The 22,297-nt window shown below is 72.6% G+C and carries 20 protein-coding genes and 7 tRNA genes; 13 read left to right on the top strand and 14 right to left on the bottom strand.

The genetic code is table 11. The features are described from left to right. Positions 1-16: 16 nt before the first annotated feature. Entirely contained in the window at positions 17-1,285 is a 1,269-nt protein-coding gene (locus ACIBJC_RS21095) for a serine/threonine-protein kinase (protein WP_399295157.1), read from the bottom strand. A gap of 581 nt (positions 1,286-1,866) precedes the next feature. Here ACIBJC_RS21095 and ACIBJC_RS21090 point away from each other — a divergent pair. The 3 genes from ACIBJC_RS21090 (at position 1,867) to ACIBJC_RS21080 (ending at position 3,718) form a co-directional block, all read left to right on the top strand. Next, on the top strand, positions 1,867-2,073 hold the full coding sequence (locus tag ACIBJC_RS21090) for a hypothetical protein (protein WP_399294601.1): 207 nt from the start codon (positions 1,867-1,869) through the stop codon (positions 2,071-2,073). A 218-nt stretch (positions 2,074-2,291) separates the two neighbouring features. Beyond that, the gene (locus ACIBJC_RS21085; protein ID WP_399294598.1) at positions 2,292-3,341 is read left to right on the top strand and encodes a phosphotransferase family protein; all 1,050 of its coding nucleotides are present in this window, start codon (positions 2,292-2,294) and stop codon (positions 3,339-3,341) included. A 77-nt stretch (positions 3,342-3,418) separates the two neighbouring features. Then, a complete protein-coding gene (locus ACIBJC_RS21080; protein WP_399294596.1) occupies positions 3,419-3,718 on the top strand; it encodes a zf-TFIIB domain-containing protein in 300 nt (99 codons plus the stop codon). A 77-nt stretch (positions 3,719-3,795) separates the two neighbouring features. Here ACIBJC_RS21080 and ACIBJC_RS21075 read toward each other — a convergent pair. The 5 genes from ACIBJC_RS21075 to ACIBJC_RS21055 form a co-directional block, all read right to left on the bottom strand. Continuing rightward, positions 3,796-3,867, bottom strand: a tRNA-Val gene (locus ACIBJC_RS21075). A gap of 62 nt (positions 3,868-3,929) precedes the next feature. Further along, positions 3,930-4,001, bottom strand: a tRNA-Val gene (locus tag ACIBJC_RS21070). A gap of 21 nt (positions 4,002-4,022) precedes the next feature. Next, positions 4,023-4,094: transfer RNA gene (locus tag ACIBJC_RS21065), tRNA-Val, on the bottom strand. A gap of 1 nt (position 4,095) precedes the next feature. After that, a tRNA-Cys gene (locus tag ACIBJC_RS21060) sits at positions 4,096-4,169 on the bottom strand. 36 nt (positions 4,170-4,205) lie between these two features. Next, positions 4,206-4,278: transfer RNA gene (locus ACIBJC_RS21055), tRNA-Gly, on the bottom strand. 158 nt (positions 4,279-4,436) lie between these two features. On the opposite strand from ACIBJC_RS21055, the gene ACIBJC_RS21050 reads away from it, so the two are divergent. The 3 genes from ACIBJC_RS21050 to ACIBJC_RS21040 are packed head-to-tail and all read left to right on the top strand — an operon-like array spanning position 4,437 to position 7,281. After that, the gene (locus tag ACIBJC_RS21050; protein WP_399294594.1) at positions 4,437-5,570 is read left to right on the top strand and encodes a chorismate-binding protein; all 1,134 of its coding nucleotides are present in this window, start codon (positions 4,437-4,439) and stop codon (positions 5,568-5,570) included. Beyond that, on the top strand, positions 5,570-6,391 hold the full coding sequence (locus ACIBJC_RS21045; protein WP_399294592.1) for an aminotransferase class IV: 822 nt from the start codon (positions 5,570-5,572) through the stop codon (positions 6,389-6,391). The genes ACIBJC_RS21050 and ACIBJC_RS21045 overlap by 1 nt, the downstream gene beginning before the upstream one ends. 50 nt (positions 6,392-6,441) lie before the next feature. Continuing rightward, positions 6,442-7,281 (top strand): GNAT family N-acetyltransferase, encoded by an 840-nt coding sequence (locus tag ACIBJC_RS21040; protein ID WP_399294589.1) that lies wholly within the window; start codon positions 6,442-6,444, stop codon positions 7,279-7,281. 45 nt (positions 7,282-7,326) lie between these two features. Here ACIBJC_RS21040 and ACIBJC_RS21035 read toward each other — a convergent pair whose 3' ends face one another. Beyond that, positions 7,327-7,845 carry a DsbA family protein gene (locus ACIBJC_RS21035; RefSeq protein ID WP_399294587.1) on the bottom strand — a complete coding sequence of 173 codons (519 nt, stop codon included), beginning with the start codon at positions 7,843-7,845 and terminating at the stop codon, positions 7,327-7,329. Between the two features lie 213 nt (positions 7,846-8,058). On the opposite strand from ACIBJC_RS21035, the gene ACIBJC_RS21030 reads away from it, so the two are divergent. Both ACIBJC_RS21030 and ACIBJC_RS21025 read left to right on the top strand, forming a co-directional pair. Then, complete coding sequence (locus ACIBJC_RS21030; protein ID WP_399294585.1) at positions 8,059-8,508, top strand: hypothetical protein; 450 nt, start codon at positions 8,059-8,061, stop codon at positions 8,506-8,508. Between the two features lie 167 nt (positions 8,509-8,675). After that, positions 8,676-8,828, top strand: coding sequence for a hypothetical protein (locus ACIBJC_RS21025; protein WP_329821645.1), 153 nt, complete (start codon positions 8,676-8,678; stop codon positions 8,826-8,828). Positions 8,829-8,831: 3 nt separating this feature from the next. Here the strand turns inward: ACIBJC_RS21025 and ACIBJC_RS21020 are convergent, their stop codons facing one another. Together ACIBJC_RS21020 and ACIBJC_RS21015 are read right to left on the bottom strand one after the other, a co-directional pair. Next, a complete protein-coding gene (locus ACIBJC_RS21020; protein WP_399294582.1) occupies positions 8,832-9,401 on the bottom strand; it encodes a CGNR zinc finger domain-containing protein in 570 nt (189 codons plus the stop codon). A 206-nt stretch (positions 9,402-9,607) separates the two neighbouring features. Beyond that, on the bottom strand, positions 9,608-10,021 hold the full coding sequence (locus tag ACIBJC_RS21015; protein ID WP_003959770.1) for an SsgA family sporulation/cell division regulator: 414 nt from the start codon (positions 10,019-10,021) through the stop codon (positions 9,608-9,610). Between the two features lie 190 nt (positions 10,022-10,211). Between ACIBJC_RS21015 and ACIBJC_RS21010 the strand changes: the two genes are divergently transcribed. Beyond that, positions 10,212-10,682 carry a TIGR02611 family protein gene (locus tag ACIBJC_RS21010; protein ID WP_399294579.1) on the top strand — a complete coding sequence of 157 codons (471 nt, stop codon included), beginning with the start codon at positions 10,212-10,214 and terminating at the stop codon, positions 10,680-10,682. A 54-nt stretch (positions 10,683-10,736) separates the two neighbouring features. Beyond that, a tRNA-Val gene (locus ACIBJC_RS21005) sits at positions 10,737-10,808 on the top strand. An 84-nt stretch (positions 10,809-10,892) separates the two neighbouring features. On the opposite strand, the gene ACIBJC_RS21000 is transcribed toward ACIBJC_RS21005, so the two are convergent. Then, positions 10,893-13,385, bottom strand: a complete 2,493-nt coding sequence (locus ACIBJC_RS21000; RefSeq protein ID WP_399294576.1) for an SCO7613 C-terminal domain-containing membrane protein — start codon at positions 13,383-13,385, stop codon at positions 10,893-10,895. 123 nt (positions 13,386-13,508) lie between these two features. On the opposite strand from ACIBJC_RS21000, the gene ACIBJC_RS20995 reads away from it, so the two are divergent. After that, positions 13,509-13,580 (top strand) — tRNA-Val (locus tag ACIBJC_RS20995). Positions 13,581-13,638: 58 nt separating this feature from the next. Here the strand turns inward: ACIBJC_RS20995 and ACIBJC_RS20990 are convergent. Then, positions 13,639-14,475 (bottom strand): 3'-5' exonuclease, encoded by an 837-nt coding sequence (locus tag ACIBJC_RS20990; protein ID WP_399294573.1) that lies wholly within the window; start codon positions 14,473-14,475, stop codon positions 13,639-13,641. A gap of 256 nt (positions 14,476-14,731) precedes the next feature. Here ACIBJC_RS20990 and thrS point away from each other — a divergent pair, with 256 nt between their 5' ends. Beyond that, the gene (gene thrS / locus ACIBJC_RS20985) at positions 14,732-16,708 is read left to right on the top strand and encodes a threonine--tRNA ligase (RefSeq protein WP_399294570.1); all 1,977 of its coding nucleotides are present in this window, start codon (positions 14,732-14,734) and stop codon (positions 16,706-16,708) included. 31 nt (positions 16,709-16,739) lie between these two features. Here the strand turns inward: thrS and ACIBJC_RS20980 are convergent, their stop codons facing one another. After that, positions 16,740-17,405, bottom strand: coding sequence for a potassium channel family protein (locus ACIBJC_RS20980; RefSeq protein ID WP_399294567.1), 666 nt, complete (start codon positions 17,403-17,405; stop codon positions 16,740-16,742). Between the two features lie 66 nt (positions 17,406-17,471). Here ACIBJC_RS20980 and ACIBJC_RS20975 point away from each other — a divergent pair, with 66 nt between their 5' ends. Beyond that, positions 17,472-18,035, top strand: coding sequence for an HIT family protein (locus ACIBJC_RS20975; protein ID WP_399294564.1), 564 nt, complete (start codon positions 17,472-17,474; stop codon positions 18,033-18,035). 67 nt (positions 18,036-18,102) lie between these two features. Here ACIBJC_RS20975 and ACIBJC_RS20970 read toward each other — a convergent pair whose 3' ends face one another. Further along, positions 18,103-19,758: a hypothetical protein gene (locus tag ACIBJC_RS20970; RefSeq protein WP_399294561.1), complete on the bottom strand. Its 1,656-nt coding sequence runs from the start codon at positions 19,756-19,758 to the stop codon at positions 18,103-18,105. 229 nt (positions 19,759-19,987) lie between these two features. Beyond that, positions 19,988-22,204, bottom strand: coding sequence for an elongation factor G-like protein EF-G2 (locus tag ACIBJC_RS20965; protein ID WP_399294558.1), 2,217 nt, complete (start codon positions 22,202-22,204; stop codon positions 19,988-19,990). Positions 22,205-22,297 lie beyond the last annotated feature (93 nt).

Here is a 22,297-nt window from a genome sequence, read left to right as displayed (position 1 = left end):
CAACGACCCGCGTCCCTCAGAGCTGCTGCGCCGCCGCGATCCCCAGCGCGACGATGAGCGTCACGACGACGAAGACGATCAGCCGCTGCCGCAGCAGCCGCGGGTTCGCGGGCCGCAGCTTGGAGGACCGCGTCCGAGGTCCCGCGGCGGGCCGGCCGTTCGTCCTGGCCGCTCCCCGGGCCGGGTCCCGGGGCCGCGGGGGCCGGGTGGAGCCCGGTCGTCCGCCGGAGGAGCCCGTCCGGCCGGGCGTCCCGCCGGTACGGGAGGGGGCAGCGCCGCCGTTGCGGGAGGCGCCGCCGGGACGCGGCCCGGAGCCGTCCGGCACGCCGGGAGCGCCCGCCCGGCCCTGCGAGCCGCGCGCGACCTCCCGCTCCGTGTACCGCTCCGTCAGTCCGCCCCCCGCCGGCTCCTGACCGCCGCGCGTCCGCTGCACGGGCGGCCGGCTGTCGATGAGCCCCTGCGCCTCCCGCGCGGCGATCTCCTTGAGCCGCATGGAGAGCTGGAGCGTGCTGGGGCGGTCCTCCGGATCCTTCGCCAGGCAGGCCCGTACGAGCGGCGCGAGGGAGTCGGGCACGCCGTGGAGGTGCGCCTCCTCGTGGACCACCCGGTAGAGCATCACCTCGGAGCTGCCGTGCCCGAACGGGGAGTCGGCGGTCGCCGCGTACGCCAGTGTGGCGCCCAGCGAGAAGACGTCCGTGGCGGGGGTGACGGCGGCTCCGCGTACCTGCTCGGGCGCGAGGAAGCCGGGCGACCCGACCGCCGTCCCGACATGCGTCAGGGTGGACGCGCCGGTGGCCCAGGCGATGCCGAAGTCGATGATGCGCGGGCCCTTGGGGGAGAGCAGGATGTTCGACGGCTTCAGGTCACGGTGCACGACCCCGGCCTCGTGGACGGCGACCAGACCTTCGGAGAGCGCGGCGCCCACCGAGGCGACGTCCGCCGCGAGCAGCGGGCCCTCCTCGTTGACCTTGTCGTGGAGGGAGGGGCCGGGTACGTACTGGGTGGCGAACCAGGGGCGGTCGGCGTCCAGGTCGGCGGCGACCAGCCGGGCCGTACAGCCGCCGCGGATGCGCCGCGCCGCGGAGACCTCGCGGGCGAACCGCGACCGGAACTCCTGGTCCTCCGCCAGGTCGGGCCGGATCACCTTCAGCGCGACCCGCTGGCCGCGCCGGTCGGATCCGAGGTAGACGACGCCCATGCCGCCCGCCCCGAGCCGTCGGTGGAGTCTGAACGAGCCGACGACACGCGGGTCCTCGCGCCGGAGCCGCATCATCGCCATGTCCATCCCCGCTGCCCGGTCGTCCGTGTGACGTGGCACAGCTTACGTACCTGTGCCCGGGTGCGCTCATAGGCCGCGCCCTCGCGCACCGACCGATTGTCAGTGCGGCGCGGCAGAATTGAAGAAAAGTCAGTGACCGGACCCGCCGCGCGGACCGGCCGGCGCCCCTCCCAAGGGTCGTACGCACAAAGGGAATTGGGGGGAACGGGTGTACGGAGTGGGCGGCGCTCCGCCGGGGAGCTGTGGACGTGAGAGAAGTCACCAGAAGTGGATCAGTGCGGCACCGGGGACGGCCAGGGGACGGCCCGGGACGGGTGCGCGCCTCATCCTTCCGGGCGAGAGGCCGGTCCTCCGTAAGGCATCGCGGATCATCCCCTCCGGGAAGACCCCAACTCCCGGCACCCGCTCTCCACCCTGGGGAGTACGCCGCCGGTGCACGGCTCATCCTCCGGGAGGCCCGGCAATAGGTACGCGGGCATGACGCCCCGACATCCAGGTGTCCCTAATCTTGAGATCAAGCGGCGGGTGAGGAACTCGTCCCCCGAGGTCGGACACTCGCCGCTGTCGAATCGAACAGGAGAAGGACCATGGCGGACACGGCAGCGCGGGCAATGATCCGCACGCAGGGACGTAAGGCGTACGCCGCGTTCGGCGCACGCCCGTCCGGTACGCGCCACCCCCTGGTGGCGACGGCCATGGTCCTTCCCCTGGCGGCCCTGCTCGTCGTCGTCTTCGGCGGCTGGGAAGCAGTGGTCACACAAGCGTCGTCCGTGGGCGTGATGCTGGGGCGCTGAGCGGCGCCCCGGACCCGGGAGAGCGGCCCGGGTCGGGGACATCCGGCCAACAACCCCGTGGGGACGGGGGTGCGGCGGACGGCAGCGGTGGGCCGGTTAGCTGGGGAGCTGACCGGCCATCGCGCTTTTCCCGGACGGGAACGCCTCGCCGCCCGACGGCGGGACGACGTACGCTCCACGTCCGACACACATTCGCCTGCACATCGCCGGGGACCACCGTGACCGCATCCGTCGTCCGCGCGCTCGGCCGCGTGGCCCACGACGCGGCCCACCCCGCCGGGAACCCCACGCCCGACGCGGCCCACCCCGCCGGGGCCCCCACGCCGGACCCGGCGTCCGCGCCCTGCCGCGCCTGCCGGCAGAGCGTCACCGTGCTCGCGGACCGGCCCGACGGAACCGTCGTACGGCACGGCGAGGCCGTCGCCAAGGCGCACGCCGACGGTACGGACCCCGCCGAACACCGCGTCAGGCTCGCCGTCGCCGCGCACCCCCGGCTCGCCGGGATCCTGCTGCCACCGCTCCCGGCGGACGCCGAGGACGTGGACGGCCGGCCGGTCACCGCCTGGCCCTACGGGACGCCCGTCGACCCCGCGGACCCCGATGCCGCCCCCTGGGAGCAGGCCGGGACGCTCCTCGCCCGGCTGCACTCCGTGCCGCCCGCCGACCTGGCCGGTTCCACGGACCGGACCGGGGAGGACCCCGGGGGCCTGCCCGTCATGCGCGGCCCCGCCAAGGCCGCCCGCGCCCTGGCCCGGCTGCGCGCCGCCGGCCCGCACCCCGCCGCCGTACCCGTGCGGCACGCCTGGGAACAACTCCCCGCCTGGGCCCGTGGCGAGGCGCCGGCGCCGGGGCCGTACGCCCTGTGCCACGGCGATCTCCACCTCGGCCAGCTCGTACGCCACCCCGCCGCCGAAGGGCCCTGGCTCCTCATCGACGTGGACGACCTCGGACTCGGCGCCCCCGCCTGGGACTTGGCCCGCCCCGCCGCCTGGTACGCCACCGGGCTGCTGCCCCCGGAGCCCTGGCAGCGGTTCCTCGGCGCCTACCGCGCCGCGCGGGGTCCCGCCGTGCCCGCGGACCCCGCCGCCGATCCCTGGCCGGCCCTGGACGTCGCCGCCCGCGCCCTCACCGTGCAGACCGCGGCGCTCGCCGTCGTCAAGTCCGTCGCGGAGGACCGGGAACCGGACGAGGTGGAGCTCCTGATGATCGACGCCTGTGCCCGGATCGCGGGCCTCGCAACCGGTTGGGGACCAGGGGCGTCGTCATAGGGTGAACGGACGGTCGCCGGGAGCGTGTTCCCACGATTTCCCGCGATGCCGGACGAACGACGAGGAGCGATTCGACCATGCAGTGTCCCAAGTGCCGTGCGGCGATGCACACGTACAACCGCAATGGCGTCCAGATAGAACAGTGCAGCGGTTGCCGGGGGATCTTCCTCGACTACGGCGAGCTGGAGTCCCTGACCCGCCTGGAGTCGCAGTGGGCGCAGCAGGCGCCGCCCGTACAGCAGGCCCCGCCGCCGCAGGCGTACCCGGCCGCTCCCGCGCCCGCCTGGGGCGCCCCGCAGCACGGCGGCCACCACGGGGGTCACCACGGCGGGCACCACCGGAACAAGAGCTTCGGACGGATGCTCTTCTCGTCCTGACGACGGACTGACGACAGACCGACCACGGACTGACGACAGAGCCCCCGGTCGCCGTAACGGCCGGGGGCTCTGGACGGTGCGCGATACTGGGATTGAACCAGTGACCTCTTCCGTGTCAGGGAAGCGCTCTCCCGCTGAGCTAATCGCGCGGGTGATCCGTGCTGGTACTGCGTGTGCCCGTACTGCGGTGTGTCTGCACTGCGTGACGGCGTGCGCGATACTGGGATTGAACCAGTGACCTCTTCCGTGTCAGGGAAGCGCTCTCCCGCTGAGCTAATCGCGCGGGTGATCCCGAAGGATCCAGTGGACGATACTGGGATTGAACCAGTGACCTCTTCCGTGTCAGGGAAGCGCTCTCCCGCTGAGCTAATCGTCCTTGGAGGTGGAGACGGGATTTGAACCCGTGTAGACGGCTTTGCAGGCCGTTGCCTCGCCTCTCGGCCACTCCACCAGGATTGTGGGGGTTCCGGAGAACGCCCCACCATCGAGCGGACGACCAGGTTCGAACTGGCGACCTCAACCTTGGCAAGGTTGCGCTCTACCAACTGAGCTACGTCCGCGTGCCGTTTCCCGGGCCCGTCTGCGCGGCCCGGCGACGTGTTGAACTCTAGCGGATTCCGGGGCCAGCACAAAAACGCGTTTCCGCAGCGTGACGCGGTACGTTCGCCGCGCGTTCGGCCCGGAGCCGCCCGGCGGTGCCTGTTCTAGACTCGCAAACGTGCACGACCTAGCCCCTCTGGCCCGCTTCGGCGGCCTCGTCGCCTCCGGTCTGCGGGACGTCACCCACGATCCGGAGGCACTGGACTCCGCCGGATTCTGGGCCGTCGCCGCGGACTTCGAGGGCCGTGTCACCTGCGCCCGTTTCGACGACGTACGGCACGAGCCCGTGCCCGCACCGGTCCCCGGACAGTGGCGGGGCCCCGGCGCCGGTGACTGGACGTCGTCCCTCGACCGCGCCGCGTACACGAAGGGCGTGCGCCGGATCCGCGAGTACATCGCGGCGGGCGACGTCTACCAGGCCAACCTCTGCCGCGTCCTGACCGCCCCGCTGCCCGGGTCCGCCGCGGCCGACCCCGCCTCCGCCGACGTCGACGCGCTCACCGCCCTGCTCGCCCGCGACAACCCGGCCCCGTACGCCGGGACGATCCGGCTGCCCGCGCACGGCGTGGAGATCGCCACCGCCTCGCCCGAGCTGTATCTGCGCCGCGACGGCCGCACCGTCGAGTCGGGGCCGATCAAGGGCACCGGGCGGACCGCCGCGGACCTGCTGGAGAAGGACTACGCCGAGAACGTGATGATCGTGGACCTCGTCCGCAACGACCTGGGGCGCGTCTGCGCCGGCGGATCCGTCACCGTCCCCGCCCTCTGCGCCCTCGAACCCCACCCGGGTCTGGTCCATCTCGTCTCGACCGTACGGGGCGAACTCGCCGAGCGGGCCGGGTGGCCCGAGCTGCTCGCCGCCACGTTCCCGCCCGGCTCGGTCACCGGCGCCCCCAAGTCCAGCGCGCTGACGATCATCGAGGAGCTGGAGACCGCCCCGCGCGGCCCCTACTGCGGCGGCATCGGCTGGGTCGACGCCGACCGGGGCACGGCCGCGCTGGCCGTCGGGATCCGTACGTTCTGGATCGACCGCGCCACGCACCCCCGCCCCGTCCTGTGCTTCGGCGCGGGCGCCGGGATCACCTGGGGCTCCGACCCGGAGGGGGAGTGGGCCGAGACCGAGCTGAAGGCGTCCCGGCTGCTCGCGATAGCGTCGGGGACGTACCGGCCCGGAGCCGACGACTCCGGAACGGCCGAGGTCGGTGCCGATGCCGGCGCCGGTGCGACAGCGACCAGCGGAAGGACCGTGTGATGAGGATCTGGGTCAATGGCGCCCTGCACCCGGCCGACGCCGCCCGGGTGTCCGTGCTCGACCATGGACTGACCGTCGGCGACGGCGTCTTCGAGACGGTCAAGGCCGCCCGGGGCCGCCCCTTCGCCCTCACCCGCCATCTGCGCCGGCTGGCCCGCTCCGCGCACGGGCTCGGCCTGCCGGAACCCGACCTGGACGAGGTGCGCCGCGCCTGTACGGCCGTCCTCGACGCCAACCCGATGGAACTGGGCCGGCTGCGCGTCACGTACACCGGGGGAGTCTCCCCGCTCGGCTCCGACCGCGGCGACGCGGGCGCCACCCTGGTCGTCGCCCTCGGCGAGTCGGCGCGCCGCCCCGACACCACCGCCGCCGTCACCGTCCCCTGGACCCGTAACGAACGCGGCGCGCTGACCGGGCTCAAGACCACGTCGTACGGGGAGAACGTCGTCGCGCTCGCCCGCGCCCGCGAGCAGGGCGCCAGCGAGGCGCTCTTCGCCAACACCACCGGCGCGCTCTGCGAGGGCACCGGCTCCAACGTGTTCGTCGTCCTCGACGGCGTGCTCCACACCCCGCCCCTCGCGTCCGGCTGTCTGGCCGGCATCACCCGCGAACTGACCGTCGAGTGGTGCGGCGCCCGTGAGACGGATCTGCCCTTCGACGCCCTGGAGCACGCCGAGGAGATCTTCCTGACCTCGACACTCCGCGACGTCCAGGCCGTCCACCGCGTCGACGACCGCGCCCTCGGCTCCGCCCCGGGGCCCGTGACCGCCAAGGCGATGCGCGTCTTCGAGGAGCGGTCCGGCGCCGATCTCGACCCGTGAGTCCTCAAATCGGGTGACGAGTACGTGTCCCCGAGGGTAGAACTCCCCTGATGACCACCACCCTGCGGCCCACCGGACCGCTTCAACAGGCCGACGACGGCACGAAGTCACGCTCCTACGAGGTCTGCGTGAACGGCCGCCCCGCGGGCGCCGTCGAGATCGCCACGGACCCCGGCTTCGCCCACCGGGCCGGCATCGTCCGCTCCCTCCGGATCGACGGGCCCGACCGCCGCCGCGGCCGGGCCACCGTCGCCGTGCTCGCCGCCGAGGAGGTGCTGCGCGGCTGGGGCTGCGACCAGTCGCAGGCACTCGTACCGGCCGACGCCGAGGCCGCGCTGCACCTGGCGGAGACCCTCGGATACACCGAACGCAGCCGCAACATGGACAAGGAACTCCTCCCCGGACCGCCCCCGCTCCCCGAGGGCGTCGAGGGCCGCCCCATGACCGAGGCGGAGTACGAGGCGTGGCGTGCCCACTCCGTCGGTGACTTCGCCAGGGACTGGACCGACCGCGGCGTACCGCCGGAACAGGCCCTCGCCAAGTCGGAGGCGAGCCACCGCGACAACCTCCCCCAGGGGCTCGCCACCCCGGGCGTCTCGTTCACCGTCCTCGTCCACGAGGGAGCCGCCGTGGGCCATGTCTGGGTCGCGCCCCGCGAGGTGCGCCCCGGCCGGCCCGGCTCGTACGTGTACGACGTGGAGGTGGCCGAGGAGCAGCGCGGCAAGGGGTACGGCCGCGCCCTGATGCTGCTCGCCGAGCGGGTCGCCCTGGAGGCGGGGCCGCCCCTGCTGGGGCTGCACGTCTTCACGACCAACACGCCCGCGCTACGGCTCTACACCTCGCTCGGGTACCGGACGACGCAGCGCAACCTCGTCCGGCCGCTCCTCTGACCGTCCGACGGCCGTTTACGGTGTCGCCCCTTACGGTGTCGCCCCTTACGGTGTCCTGTCGGCCAGCAGCCGTTCGGCGATCGCCTCGATGCGCTCCCGCAGCCCCTCCTGGCTCTTGCCGCCGTCGAGCCGCTCCCCGTCGATGACGTACGTGGGCGTACCGGTCACCCCGATCGCCTTGCCCTCGGCCTGGTCGGCGTCGACGGCCAGCAGATGGCGGCCGTCGATCAGGGCGGTGTCGAACTCCTCGGCGTCCAGCCCCAGTTCGCGCGCCACCGCCAGCAGGAACGGCTCACCCCGGGCGGCCAGCTCCCCGGTGCCCGCCAGGACGGCCTCCACGTACGGCCAGCCGCTGCCCTGCTCCGCGGCCTCCTCGGCGGCCTGGGCGGCGGCGTACGCGTGCCGGTGCTTCTCCAGCGGGAAGTGCCGCAGCCGTACGTCCAGCCGGTCGCCGTAGCGGGCGCGCAGCGCGCGTACGTCCTCCAGGGCGCGGTCGCAGTCGGGGCACTGGAGTTCGCACCAGAGGTCGAGGACGACGGGGCGCGGGGTGGTGGAGTCGTTCATGGCCCCAGTCTTCCAGCAGGCGGGACCGCCCGTGCCCGAGGGCGCTTCTCGTCCCCGGGGCACGGCGGACCGGGACCTGGGGAGGACATCGTCCCCGAGATCTCCCCCAGATCCGCCGGTCGGGGCTCCGCACCGTGGCCCCGACCCCGGTGCCAGGTGCAGGATGGAGGGGAGACGAGTTCGGCCGTTGACGTGCGATGCCTGGAGGACCCGATGATTGCCGAGACCATTTGCTCCGCGGTGTCAGCAGCGGGCCTGGGCATCGCCGTGATCACGGCGTACCGCAAGCGGTTCCTTGCCGCGACCCGTATCGCCGCGTACGCGCTGGTCCCGGTCGCTCTGGTGATGACGGGCGTCGTGCAGTGGGCGGCCGGTACGGCCTTCAGCCCGGTCGCCTGGGCGGGCTTCGGCGTGCTCGCGGTGGCGTGGGTGCTCCTCATGACGACCCGCGCGGTGGAGCGGCGCGGCGGCGGTACGCGCAAGGAGCGCAGAGCGGCGGCGAAGGCGGCCAGGGGCGCCGCGGTCGAGCCCGGCGCCTCCGCGCCCTCCCTGGGCGCCGGCGCCCGGCCCGTGGAGCGCCCCAAGGCGAAGCCGGGGACCACCTCGGGGTCCGGTGACGACTTCAGCGACATCGAGGCGATCCTGAAGAAACACGGCATCTGACCCTCCCGGTACGCCCGGGTGCCCCGGAGGGTGCCCGGCAGCATGACAGGTACGCGCGGATCCTGTGGCAGTTCCGGGCCTTTTTCCACGGAATATGATGAACTCCCGGGCCGATCACGGGTGGTTGGTCATCGGTCGGGTTCGCGGTGAGCCATGATCGCCCCGAGATGCTCGATAGCTCACGGGGTGAGAACCCCGCCCCCACCGAGGAGCCGCGCGGCTGTCTGTTCGCGCTCTCCCAACCGCCGTTGATGATCTTTCTGACGGTGATCGGCGCGCTGCTGCTGATGGCCGCGGTACACGATCTGTTCCTGCTGTGACGTTCAGCCCGCCGCTTCCTTGCGGCGTGCCCGGTACGCCGCCACGTGCAGTCGGTTGCCGCAGGTGCGGCTGTCGCAGTAACGGCGGGAGCGGTTGCGCGACAGGTCGACGAACGCGTGCCCGCAGTCCGGGGCCTCGCAGCGGCGCAGTCTGTCCTGCTCGCCCGCCACGACCATGAAGGCCAGCGCCATGCCGCAGTCGGCCGCGAGATGGTCGGCGACCGAGGCGCCCGGCGCGAAGTAGTGCACGTGCCAGTCGTAGCCGTCGTGATCCGTGAGCTGTGGAGTCGTTCCCGCGGCGGCCACCAGTTGATTGATCAGATCGGCCGCGGCCCGCGCGTCGGGCATCGCGAACACCTCCGTGAAGCGGGCCCGTACCTCCCGTACGGCCCGCAGATCCCGCTCGCCGAGGTCATACACGCCGCTGATGTCGTGGTTCCGTACGAAGGCGTACAGCGCCTCGACGTCCGCGAGCCGGTCCGCCGCGTCCTCGCCCGAGCCGGCCTCCGGCGCGGTGTTCACCAGTTCGACGACCGTGTCGAGGGCGATCCGGGTGTCGTGTGGAATCAGCACGGTCCGCTCCCTGGCCTGCCGCGGGCCGGTGCCCGCCGAACCCGGACGACTTTAGACCGTCCGGGACCGGTGTGACGCCAGACATACGCGCCGACGCCCGTGCCGCGGTGGGTTCCGCGGCGCGGGCGCCGGTGTCCTCCGTATGCGGTTGTCCGCGCGGCGCCGTCTCCCCGAGTCGGACGGCGCCGTGCAGCCCTCTGCCTGGCTCAGCTTTCGGCCAGGATGTGGGAGAGCTCCGTGTCGAGATCGAAGTGACGATGCTCGGTGCCTGGTGGCACCGCGGCGTCGGTCCTCTTGAGGAACGACTCCAGGGCCCGCGCCGGGGCCTCCAGCAGGGCTTCGCCCTCCGGGGAGCTCAGAGCGATGCAGACGACGCCCTGACCGTGGCTGCGGGACGGCCAGACGCGGACGTCGCCGGTGCCGGTGGGCCGGTGCAGCCCCTCGGCGAGAAGGTCGCGGGCGAAGACCCACTCGACCGTCTCTTCGGCTCCGGTGTGGAAGGTGGCGTGCACGGCATAGGGATCGGCCGTGTCATACCGCAGGCCCGCGGGTACAGGCAGTGAGGACTCGCTCGATACAACGAGGCGCAGGTGCAGCTCGCAGCTGACCGTGGTGTTCATAAGCGCCAGGGCCTTTCGCTCAGTGTGCGCTCGGGGATTCGCACGTCGGCGAAATCGACATGCCACCTACGGTGCCGTTGTAAACCCCTCTGTCTGTTTTGTGATCCTTCAGGTAGCTCGTACGGCGGTGTGCTACTTCGAGTCATACCGCCATTCCAGTGATGCGTTCGATTCCGGTATCTTGGGAGCCATGCACGCGCAGAGTCACGAGCGGGACCAGGCTGTCGCCCCGGTGGCGACACAGCCCGCCACGGGGGATACGACGGCGGACGGGACGGTGGCGCCCGAGCGGGCGCTGGGCTCCCGTGCGCCGCGCTTCGTCAAGGCGTCCAGGCCACTCCATCTGAGCTGGCAGGTCGGCGTCTTCCTGGCCGGTCTCGCGGTGGTCGCCGCGGGCGTGGCCATGCTGGTGCTGCCCGGCCCCGGCTGGGTGGTGATCTTCGCCGGCCTGGCGATCTGGGCGACCGAGTTCGTCTGGGCCCAGCTCGTCCTGCGCTGGACCCGGCGCAAGGTCAGGGAAGCGGCCCAGAAGGCCCTCGACCCCAAGGTCAGGCGCCGCAACATCATCCTCACGAGCGTAGGCCTGGTGATCTTCGGCGTGCTGGCGGGGATCTACCTCTGGAAGTTCGGCATCGCCCTGCCGTGGAAGATCGACCAGTGACCGGTGACGCGTCCAGGGACGCCCCTGACATGGGGTAACGTATGCCCTGCGCCCGGGCGATTAGCTCAGTGGGAGAGCGCTTCGTTCACACCGAAGAGGTCACTGGTTCGAACCCAGTATCGCCCACCCGGAACCGAGGTCCCGACGACGGAAACGTCGCCGGGGCCTCGGTCGTTTCCGGCCGCGGGATGCGCCCCACGGCCGGTGGCCTCAGCGCATCCGGCCCAGGCTCCGGCGCACCCGGCGCGCGTCCCGCAGCCGCTGCTCGTACGTGGCGCCCACTCCCAGGAGCAGCAGCCCCGCCAGGGCCGGCGGCAGCCAGCGCGGCAGCGCGCCCACCACCTGGACCACGTACGGGGCCAGCTCGTGCAGCGCGACCAGCGCCAGCACCGTCCCGCCCAGCACCAGCGGCGCCCGCAGCCTCAGCCGGGCCCCGGCCAGCGTCAGCGCCAGCGCGGCGAGCCCCAGCAGCAGCGGGCGCGCCCAGTGCGGGTCGCCCCACGCGGCCAGCAGACTCGGCGCGAGCGTCGCCGCCAGCCCCGGCCCGTACGCCGTCCACGACGACGCCGCCGGGTCCCGGCGCCGCCGCACCACCCCCACGGCCAGCGCGGCCACCGTCACCGGCAGCGTGTACGCCTCGGGGACCGACACCCCGGACGCGCCCAGCCGTACCCATGTCGCCGCGACGAAGAGCGCCGTCGCCGCGTACCCGGCCACCCGGCGCCGCTCGACGCGTACCGCCGTACCCGCCGCGATCACGCCGCCCAGCGCGAGCACCAGCGCCAGCACCGGGAGACTCCCCAGGGCGAGCCCGACCGCGAGCAGTCCGGCCGCGCCGCCCGTGATCTCGACCGGCATCGCCACCGGGTGCTCGCGCAGTCGCGCGCCGAGCATGGCCACCGTCGCCGGTACGGCCAGGACCGTCACCGCGACGGTCGCGGCGGGGAGCCCGGCCGCCGCCGACGCCGCGACCACCAGGGCTGTCGTGAGGCCGACGCAGACGCAGGCGAGGAGCGCGCGCACCGGCTCCCCGAGCGCCGGGCCCTCGCTCCCGTCCCGGCCCTGTACCGGCGCGGTCCGCAGTGCCACGGCCGCCGCGGCGAACAGCGCCGACAGCGTCACGAGCACGGTCAGTGTCGCCGGCCGGGTCGCGAGGGAGAGCAGCGCCACCGAGGCCGCGCCCGCCAGCGCGACGATCAGCGCGGTGAGCGCCCCGGCCCTGCCCATCGGACCATGTGGCCGGACGGCCAGTGTCAGCGCCACCGCCGTCAGGCCCAGCGGGACGGCCAGCGCCACCGCGTAGGGCAGGTCCCACACGATCGGCACCACCAGCACCGTGGCCCAGCCGAGCACCCCCGCGCCGCACAGCGCCGCCGTACGCGACCGCCGCACATCGGTGACCGGCACGACGTCCGGCGCGAGACGCGGCAGCCGTCGGTACGCGAAGAACAGCGTCCCGGCGGCCGTCGCCAGCACCAGCGGCGCCGTGAGCTGCCAGGACGACGCGAGGCGCACCCCGAGCGCCGCCCGCGTCCCGTCGGGCACGCCCGACCAGATCTCCGTGACCCGGGTCGCCCCGCCCAGCAGCGCGGCCACGACCGAGGGCCCCGCCCAGGGCAGCGAGACGGCCGTCACCGCACCGCCCGCCGCACCGAGCCCCTGGCGCACGCGACGCGGCAGCCGGGTCCGTACCAGCGCCAACAGCCCGACGGCGCAGAGCAGATACCCGAGGACGGCCCAGCCCGCCGGCACGACCGTACGCACCAGACCGCCCACCGCGACGGCCGGGGCGAGCCCCGCCCCGGCCGCGCACACGAAGGCCGCCTCCGGCGCCCGCCAGGCCACGAACAGCCCGAGCGCCGCGCCGGTGAGCAGTAGTACGGCGGGCCCGGCCATCGCGGCAGGGGTCCCCGCGTCCACCGAGGACCAGGCGGCCAGGAGCAGTGCCACGCCCGCGGTCGTGAACGCGGCGGCGACCACCAGGCCCCGCGCGGCCCTCCGCGAGGGGTGCCGCGGCGGGTTCGCCGTGCGGCGCGGGAGCGACCACAGCGCGACCGCCGTGTCCAGGACGGCCGTCGCCAGCAGCGCCCACGCCACGGTCGATGTCGTCCAGCCGTCCGCCACCGACCAGAGGAGGAGCGGGAGTTGGGCTGTCACCACCGCGGCCGGCCGCGGGCCGCGCAATCCGCCGAGCAGCGCCCCGTACCCACCCCAGAGCGCGGCGAGCGCGGCACAGGCGACGGCCGTGTAGCGGAGCCCGTCCACCCCGGGCAGCGCCACGGCGTGGAGCGCGTACGCGTCGAGCACCGTCAGCACCAGCCCGAACGCCGCCACGGCCTCGGCCGTCGAGGAGAGCCCCCGGCGCAGCAGCACGGCAGGAACGGCGAGCGCGGCGAGGGTGATCACCGTCAGCACCGCCGAGCGCCCGCCGATGCCGAGATGGCCCCAGCTCACCAGGGTGAAGGCGATCGCGGCGACGGTCAGCAGCACTCCGCCGAGGGTGAGCAGCACGTTCTGCGCGCTCGGCGGAGCGGCGGCGGGGGAGCCGGTGGCGCGGGTGGCCGGGGGCGGGGCGGCGGGCCGGGCCATTACGGTCACCAGATACGAGCGGCGCGTCAGCAACTGGCCTCTGCGCGTCTCCATCCGGTGCAATTCGTGGTCGATGAGCGCCAGTTCCCGGGCGGGATGCGGAACGTTCTCCATACGACGGAGTGTGGCCCGGGACACAGTCCCTGCCATGGGCGCGGCTACTCAGATCGTGGCCTGAGTACGTCGGGTCCGGTTTGAACGAAGGCCGCCGGGGCCTGTATGGTTCAGGTCGTTCCCGGGCGATTAGCTCAGTGGGAGAGCGCTTCGTTCACACCGAAGAGGTCACTGGTTCGAACCCAGTATCGCCCACCGGGAAAGGCCGGTCCGTCACTGACGGACCGGCCTTCGCGTTGTCCGGCGGACCGGATCAGACGGCGGCGGCGGGCAGTTCGGGACGGAGCGGCCACGCGGGATCCGACGCGCCCTCGCCGGCGCCGCGCGAGAACCACGCCTGGGGTCCCCGTGTCTGCGTCGCGTGCCAGACGGCCTGGAGCGTGTGCAGCTCCTGGGGCGAGAGGCGCTCCATCCGGGCCGCGAACCGGCGCCCGATCGCCCGCACCAACTCCAGCGCCGACAGGGCCGACGCCGCGGCCAGCACGGCCGGTGCGACCGGCGCGGACGGTCCGGCCGGGGCGGGCGGCAAGGCCGACCAGGTGGACCAGGCGGGCTCGGTCAGCTCGTCGTCCGTCACGTCGGGTGCCCCGTCCACCCCGTCCGTCCCCACCGCGTACTGGGCGCAGAGCTCGGTGAGATCGCGGCCACCCTTGCGGTAGCGGTCGAGATGCCGGTCGAGGACCAGCGGATCCAGCACGCACAGCGACACGTTCTCCAGCCGGCGGCAGAGGGACGAGGCGCGATGGCGCCGCAACTCCCGGTCGAGGAGGGTCAGACCGAACGGCGCGTTCATCACCACCAGCGGCCGGCCGGCCTTGCACTGTTCGGCCAGCGCCCTGGACACCTCCTCCACCACGGGCGCCGGCCAGCGGCCGTTGCGGTGCAGGAAGTCCTCGGTCAGACCGTGCGCCTCGGTGGCCCCGGGCGGCACGGGCACCCCGGGGTCGACCAGCCAGCGCCGCACTCTCGGCCGTATCCCCGTCGTGTCCTGGACGATCAGCGCGGCCGAGACGATCCGGTCCTTCTCCGCGTCCACCCCCGTCGTCCCGGTGCCGAACGCGGCCAGCGGACCTTCGTACCAACATGTCATTCCCGAACTCCCCGAGCCTCTCGAACTGCTCACGCGGTGGCGAATCGTGCGCCACCGCCCCCGAATCGGTAATACCCGGACAGGTCGCGCGATACGCGCCGTGTCCGGCCATCGCCACACGGTGACGGGTGGGGTGCCCGGGGCCCCCGGGAGTCGTCCCGGTAAACCGTTTCGCGGGCGGCCCGCCCGGCTCGGTACGATGCGCAGTGCGTACGCCATGCGCAGGGTGCGCACCCCACGAGTCAGGAGAAGACCGGTGTCAGACGTCCGTGTGATCATCCAACGCGATTCCGAGCGGGAAGAGCGCGTGGTGACGACGGGCACTACGGCGGCCGAACTCTTCCCCGGTGAGCGCACCGTCGTGGCCGCCCGGGTGGACGGTGAGCTGAAGGACCTCGCGTACGCGATCGGCGAGGGCGAGGTCGTCGAGCCCGTCGAGATCTCCTCCGAGGACGGCCTGAACATCCTGCGCCACTCCACCGCGCATGTGATGGCGCAGGCCGTGCAGGAACTGCACCCCGACGCCAAGCTGGGCATCGGCCCGCCGGTCAAGGACGGCTTCTACTACGACTTCGATGTCGAGACCCCCTTCACCCCCGATGACCTCAAGGCCATCGAGAAGAAGATGCAGGAGATCCAGAAGCGCGGACAGCGCTTCTCGCGCCGGGTCGTCACGGACGAGGCGGCGCGCGAGGAGCTGGCCGGCGAGCCGTACAAGCTGGAACTCATCGGCATCAAGGGCGCGGCCTCGACCGACGACGGCGCGGACGTCGAGGTGGGCGGCGGCGAGCTGACCATCTACGACAACCTGGACGCCAAGACCGGCGAGCTGTGCTGGAAGGACCTCTGCCGCGGCCCGCACCTGCCGACCACCCGGAACATCCCGGCGTTCAAGCTGATGCGCAACGCCGCCGCCTACTGGCGCGGCAGCGAGAAGAACCCGATGCTCCAGCGCATCTACGGCACCGCGTGGCCGTCGAAGGAGGAGCTGAAGGCGCATCTGGAGTTCCTCGCCGAGGCCGAGAAGCGCGACCACCGCAAGCTCGGCAACGAGCTGGACCTCTTCTCCTTCCCCGACGAGGTCGGCTCCGGCCTCGCCGTCTTCCACCCCAAGGGCGGCATCATCCGCCGGGCCATGGAGGACTACTCGCGCCGCCGGCACGAGGAGGAGGGGTACGAGTTCGTCTACACGCCCCACGCCACCAAGGGGAAGCTCTTCGAGAAGTCCGGGCACCTGGACTGGTACGCCGACGGCATGTACCCGCCCATGCAGCTCGACGAGGGCGTGGACTACTACCTCAAGCCCATGAACTGCCCCATGCACAACCTGATCTTCGACGCCCGGGGCCGCTCCTACCGTGAGCTGCCGCTGCGGCTCTTCGAGTTCGGGACGGTCTACCGGTACGAGAAGTCCGGCGTCGTGCACGGCCTGACCCGGGCCCGCGGCTTCACCCAGGACGACGCGCACATCTACTGCACCCGCGAGCAGATGGCGGACGAGCTGGACTCGACGCTGACCTTCGTGCTCAACCTGCTGCGCGACTACGGGCTGACCGACTTCTACCTGGAGCTGTCCACCAAGGACCCCGAGAAGTTCGTCGGCACGGACGAGGCGTGGGAGGAGGCAACCGAGACGCTGCGCGAGGTGGCCGAGAAGCAGGGGCTGCCGCTGGTCCCCGACCCGGGCGGCGCGGCGTTCTACGGCCCGAAGATCTCGGTGCAGGCGCGCGACGCGATCGGCCGTACCTGGCAGATGTCGACCGTGCAGCTCGACTTCAACCTGCCGGAGCGCTTCGACCTGGAGTACACCTCGCCGGACGGCTCCAAGCAGCGCCCGGTCATGATCCACCGTGCGCTCTTCGGGTCGATCGAGCGGTTCTTCGCGGTGCTGCTGGAGCACTACGCGGGCGCGTTCCCGGTCTGGCTGGCGCCGGTGCAGGCGGTCGGCATCCCGATCGGTGAGGCGCATGTCGAGTACCTCCAGGACTTCGCGAAGGCGGCGAAGGCCAAGGGGCTGCGGGTCGAGGTGGACGCGTCCTCCGACCGGATGCAGAAGAAGATCAGGAACCACCAGAAGCTGAAGGTCCCGTTCATGATCCTCGTGGGGGACGAGGACATGAACGCGGGCACGGTCTCGTTCCGCTACCGCGACGGCTCGCAGGAGAACGGCGTACCGCGCGACGAGGCGCTGGCGAAGCTCCTCGACGTGGTGGAGCGCCGCGTACAGGTGTGACCGACCCGTGGTGGAGGCCCCCGGAGGCGCGTCAGCCCTCCGGGGGCCTTCCCTTGTCCTCCCGGCCGAAGACCTGGATCAGCCAGGACGAGAACGACCCGGTGACCGCCCCCAGCAGCGCCAGCCCGCACACCATCAGACAGACCGCGTACAGCCGGCCGAGCGGCGTCACCGGCGCCACATCGCCGTAGCCGACCGTGGTGATCGCCGAACAGGCCCACCACACGGAGTCCCCGAAGGTACGGATCGTGGCACCGGGAGCGCCGCGCTCCTGCTGGTAGACGGCGAGCGCGGCGGCGAAGGAGAGCAGGGTCGCGGTGATGCCCGCGTACAGCATCACCCGCCCGTACAGGCTCAGCCGGGGGCGGTCGCGGCGCCGCTGGATCGCCATGTACGTGTTCACGATCCGCAGCGGTCGCAGCAGCGGCAGCACCACCACGACCGTGTCCAGCCAGTGCGTCCGTACGAAGCGCGCGCCCTGGCCGCTGAGGACCAGCCGCACGCCGTAGTCCACCACGAAGGCCGCCCAGATCAGCAGGGACAGCACCAGCGCGAGGTCCGGCCAGAACGGGGCGGCGCCCTGGTCGAGGACGCGTACCGCGTAGCAGGCGAGGAAGAGCGGCGAGGCCACGAGCAGCGGCAGCTCCGTGCGCCGCTCCCAGCCGCGCAGCCGGTCGGTGCGGTGGTGGACATGCATCGGCCCAGCATCCCCGGGCGGCGGCCGGTGCGGGCCCGGCGACACGCCTCGCACGGGCGAAGTCATATGCTGCACAGCATGACGAGTGAGCCGGAGCAGCAGATCGGAGTGGGGACCCAGGACGCGTTCCAGCGCCTGTGGACGCCCCATCGGATGGCCTACATCCAGGGTGAGAACAAGCCCACCGGGCCGGGCGCCGAGGACGGCTGTCCCTTCTGCTCCATCCCGTCCAAATCCGACGAGGACGGGCTGGTCATCGCGCGCGGCGAGCGGGTGTACGCCGTGCTCAACCTCTACCCGTACAACGGCGGCCACCTGATGGTCGTCCCCTTCCGCCACGTCGCCGACTACACGGAGCTGGACGAGGCGGAGACGGCCGAGCTGGGGCTGCTCACCCAGCGGGCGATGACCGCGCTCCGCGCCGCGTCCGGCGCCCACGGCTTCAACATCGGGATGAACCAGGGGGTTTCGGCGGGCGCCGGGATCGCCGCACATCTCCACCAGCACGTGGTGCCGCGCTGGGGCGGCGACACCAACTTCATGCCCGTCGTCGGCCACACGAGGGTGCTGCCGCAGCTCCTGGCGGACACCCGCGCGATGCTGGCCGAGGCCTGGCCGACCGGCTCGTAGCGCCCGCGCCGAGCGCCCACTCCCTGTGTGCCCGCCCCGGCTCTCCGGGGCGGGCACCACACCGGTGCTACGCGTCGTACGCGTCGATCTTCTTCGGCGACGGGTCCTGCACCGCCCCTATCAGCGACGACGACCGGTTGCTGAAGCGCTCGGTGTCCACCCCGTGCTCGTTCAGCACACGCATCGCCGCGTTGTGCGCCACCCGCAGGACCGGGGTGGCGGCGCGCATCGCGTCGTCGGCCATGAAGCGGTGGTGCCACGGCTGGTCGGCCCACGCGTGCCGCATGCCGAACGGCTCGGGCAGGCTGAGCTTGCCGCCGAGGAAGTCCAGGACCGGCGGATACCAGGTGAACGGGGCGCGCACCGCGAGCCTGACCGCCTCACGCGGCTCGACCAGCGGCAGATTCCTCGACGTGGTCTCCCAGAACCGTACGGTCTTGGGGCGCGTGACGCTCTTCGGCGACGGCTTGGCGAAGAACAGCGAGTGCACGGGGCCCAGCGCGTACCCCGAGACCTCGATGCGCAGCGTCTCGTGGAGTACCGTGACCGAGATCATCATCGTGATGACCAACTGGCTCTCCCAGAGGGTGAACTGCACCCCCAGGTAGTGCCGGTTCCCGCTGCCGAACTGCTGGTGGTTGCAGATCCGCTGTATCTCGTGGCTCTTGACCTGGAACGCCTCCACCTCCGGGCCTCCGGGCCAGGAGACCGATCCCGCGCCCTCGCCGATCGGCGACACGATCCAGTGCTTGACCGAAGGCGTCGGGAAACCGCCGGAGTTGAGGGGGCCGCGCTCCAGCAGCTTCATCTGGTCGTGGATCGCCCGTATCACGTCGTAGCTGCGGAACTGGTGGATCTCCTTGCCGGCCACCTTGGGGACCAGCTCCTCCGCGAGCTGCCAGCTTCCCCAGCGGGTGCCCATGCCGAGTATCCCCTTGGGACCGGCGTAGAAGACCACGTTCGAGCGCTGCTCGGCGCTCAGCTTCTCCAGGCCCTGGCGCAGCACCTCCCGCGAGGTGTCGCCGGGGTTCCCCGGGACGGCCTCGGGGATCTTGGCGCCGGTGCCGCCGCCCGAGAGCAGGCTCTCCCAGCGGGCCCGCAGGTCCTTGGCGGTCGCCTCGCAGATCTGCTTGGCGAGCAGCCAGCCGATGACCGGGGCGACCACCATGCCGCGCAGATACCAGTTCAGTACGCCGTCGAGGGGCAGCTTGATCAGGACGATCACCGCCAGTACGGCGACGGCCGTCAGCAGGGCGCCGCCGATCGCGCCGGCCCGCCGGTCCTTGGCCCCCGCCAGGGTGCGGCGCAACTGGAACACGCCCAGCCAGATCAGCAGTCCGGGCAGGAAGAGCAGCCCGAGGAGCGCGGTCACCGCCGTGAGCTTCTTGTCCCGCTCCTTGCGGATGTGGTTCGCCGCGAGGCAGTGCTCGACCACGGCCTGCGGGTCCATGCCGAAGGACTGGATGATCGGGCCCCGGCCGCCGCCCAGCGTTCTGAGCTGCACGGCCCGGGCGAACGCCTCGCCCAGATTCGGCTCGAAGAGCGAGAACTTGCCTTTGGTCACGCCCGACTTGTGCCAGTCGTTGTCGGCCTTGGAGATCTCTTCGAGCGGACTGTCCCGGTACGCGGCCGAGGCGAGGGCGAACGTCGCCGCCGTACCCCCGGCCGCTCCCTGGAGCGGAACCTGTGCCCCCGGGCTGAAGTCGAATAGATCGTCCGCCACTGCCGCCCCCTCGCCGCAAGGATTCGCTGCCGCGGCCTCTTCCCGGCCCGCGCGCCCCGCACACCTGCTGGAGCTGGGCACCCCAGCGTAACGGTGCGACGCCGCCCGCGTCATGGGACTGGCTGTCTTTCGCCAACCGGCATCAAACGCCCGCCCACCGGGTATGAGGTGCCGTCGAACGGGTGGGCGGACACCCTCTGTTGACTCGGCGTGGGATGGGTGGCGGGCCCTACACCGTGCTCTCCTCGCGGGCGAGCTGACGGTCCGCCACCGCGTGGGGCATCGGCTCGTGGCGGGCGTACGCGCGGCTGAAGCGGCCGGCGCCGTGCGCGAGCGAGCGCAGGTCCACCGCGTACCGTCCGATCTCCAGCTCGGGCACCTCGGCCCGGACCAAGGTCCTTCCGGGACCGGCCTGTTCGGTGCCCACGACCCGCCCGCGCCGGCCCGACAGATCGCTCATGACCGGCCCCACGTACTCGTCGGGGACCAGGACCGCCACCTCGGCGACCGGCTCCAGCAGATGGATCGCCGCCCCGTCCGCCGCCTCCCGCAGGGCCAGTGCGCCCGCCGTCTGGAACGCGGCGTCCGAGGAGTCCACCGAGTGGGCCTTCCCGTCGAGCAGCGTCACCCGGATGTCGACCAGCGGATGGCCGGCCGCGACCCCGCGCGCCGCCTGCGCCCGTACGCCCTTCTCGACGGAGGGGACGAACTGGCGGGGGACCGCCCCGCCCACCACCTTGTCGACGAACTCGACACCGGACCCGGCGGGCAGCGGCTCCACCTCGATCTCGCAGATCGCGAACTGGCCGTGGCCGCCGGACTGCTTCACATGCCGGCCGCGCCCCGTGGCGCTCGCGCCGAACGTCTCGCGCAGCGCGACCCTGAACGGCACGGCGTCGACCTGGACCCCGTACCGGCCGCGCAGCCGGTCCAGCGCCACGTCCCGGTGCGCCTCGCCCAGGCACCAGAGCACCACCTGATGGGTGTCCGGGTTCTGTTCGAGCCGCATCGTCGGGTCCTCCGCCACCAGCCGGGCGAGCCCCTGGGACAGCCGGTCCTCGTCCGCCTTGCTGTGCGCCCGCACGGCCAGCGGCAGCAGCGGGTCCGGCATGGTCCACGCCTCCATCAGCAGCGGATCGTCCTTCGCGGAGAGCGTGTCCCCGGTCTCGGCGCGCGACAGCTTCCCCACGCACGCGAGATCGCCCGCCACACAGTGCGCCAGCACCCGCTGCTGCTTGCCGAACGGCGAGGAGAGCGAGCCGACCCGCTCCTCCACGTCGTGGTCCTCGTGCCCCCGGTCGGTGAGCCCGTGCCCGGACACGTGCACCGTCTCGTCGGGACGCAGGGTCCCCGAGAAGACCCGTACGAGAGAGATCCGGCCTACATAGGGGTCGGAGGCGGTTTTGACGACCTCGGCGACCAGGGGCCCCCGGGGGTCGCAGAAGATCTCCGGGCGCGGGGCGCCGAGCGGCGTGGTGACGGCGGGCGCCGGGCGCTCCAGCGGGGTCGGGAAGCCGCCGGTGACCAGTTCGAGCAGCTCGACCGTGCCCAGCCCCTGCCGGGCGCCGGGCGGTGCGGGCGCCGCCGCGAGCACCGGATGGAACACCCCGCGCGTCACCGCCTTCTCCAGGTCCTCCATCAGCGTTCCGACGTCGACCTCGTCCCCGCCCAGATAGCGGTCCATGAGGGTCTCGTCCTCGCTCTCGGCGATGATCCCCTCGATCAGCCGGTCCCTGGCCTCCGCGATCTCCGGGAGCCGCGCGGGCTCCGGCGGGCCCACCCGCCGCTCCCCGGAGGAGTAGTCGAAGATCTTCTGCGAGAGCAGCCCCACGAGCCCGGTGGCCGGCGCGTGCCCGTCGGGGCCCTCCGCGCCGTGCACCGGCAGATAGAGCGGCAGAACGGCGTCGGGGTCGTCCCCGCCGAAGATCCGCGCGCACAGCCGCGTCATCTCGTCGAAGCCGGTGCGCGCCGTGTCGAGATGCGTGACCACGATGGCGCGCGGCATCCCGACCGCCGCGCACTCCTCCCACAGGGCCCGGGTCGCCCCCGCCACCGCGTCCGCCTCCTGCGCCGCCGACATCACGAAAAGGGCCGCGTCCGCGGCGCGCAGACCGGCCCTGAGCTCCCCGACGAAATCGGCGTAGCCGGGGGTGTCCAGCAGATTTATCTTGTACCCGCCCCACTCCACGGGGACGAGCGAGAGCTGTACGGAGCGCTGCTGGCGGTGCTCGATCTCGTCGTAGTCGGAGACCGTCGCGCCGTCCTCGACCCGACCCGCCCGGTTCACGGCCCCCGCGGTGAGCGCCAGGGCCTCGACGAGGGTGGTCTTCCCCGAGCCGCTGTGGCCCACCAGCACCACGTTCCGTACGGACGCGGGCCGGTCGGCCGCCGTCGCCCTGCCGGCGGCTCCGGGGTGTGTCGGTTCCTTGTCGACTTTGTCGCCCATGACTGCTGCCTCCCGATCGGTTCCACCGGGCGCGCCGGTGAAGGCGCGTCGGTGAGGGGACGGAGAGAAGCGGGCCGGGGGAGCCGCGGGGCA

Origin of the sequence: Streptomyces sp. NPDC050509 (assembly GCF_044457965.1) — a bacterium.
In the GTDB taxonomy this organism is placed as follows: Bacteria; Actinomycetota; Actinomycetes; order Streptomycetales; family Streptomycetaceae; genus Streptomyces.
This window is presented reverse-complemented; position numbering and strand designations above follow the sequence as displayed.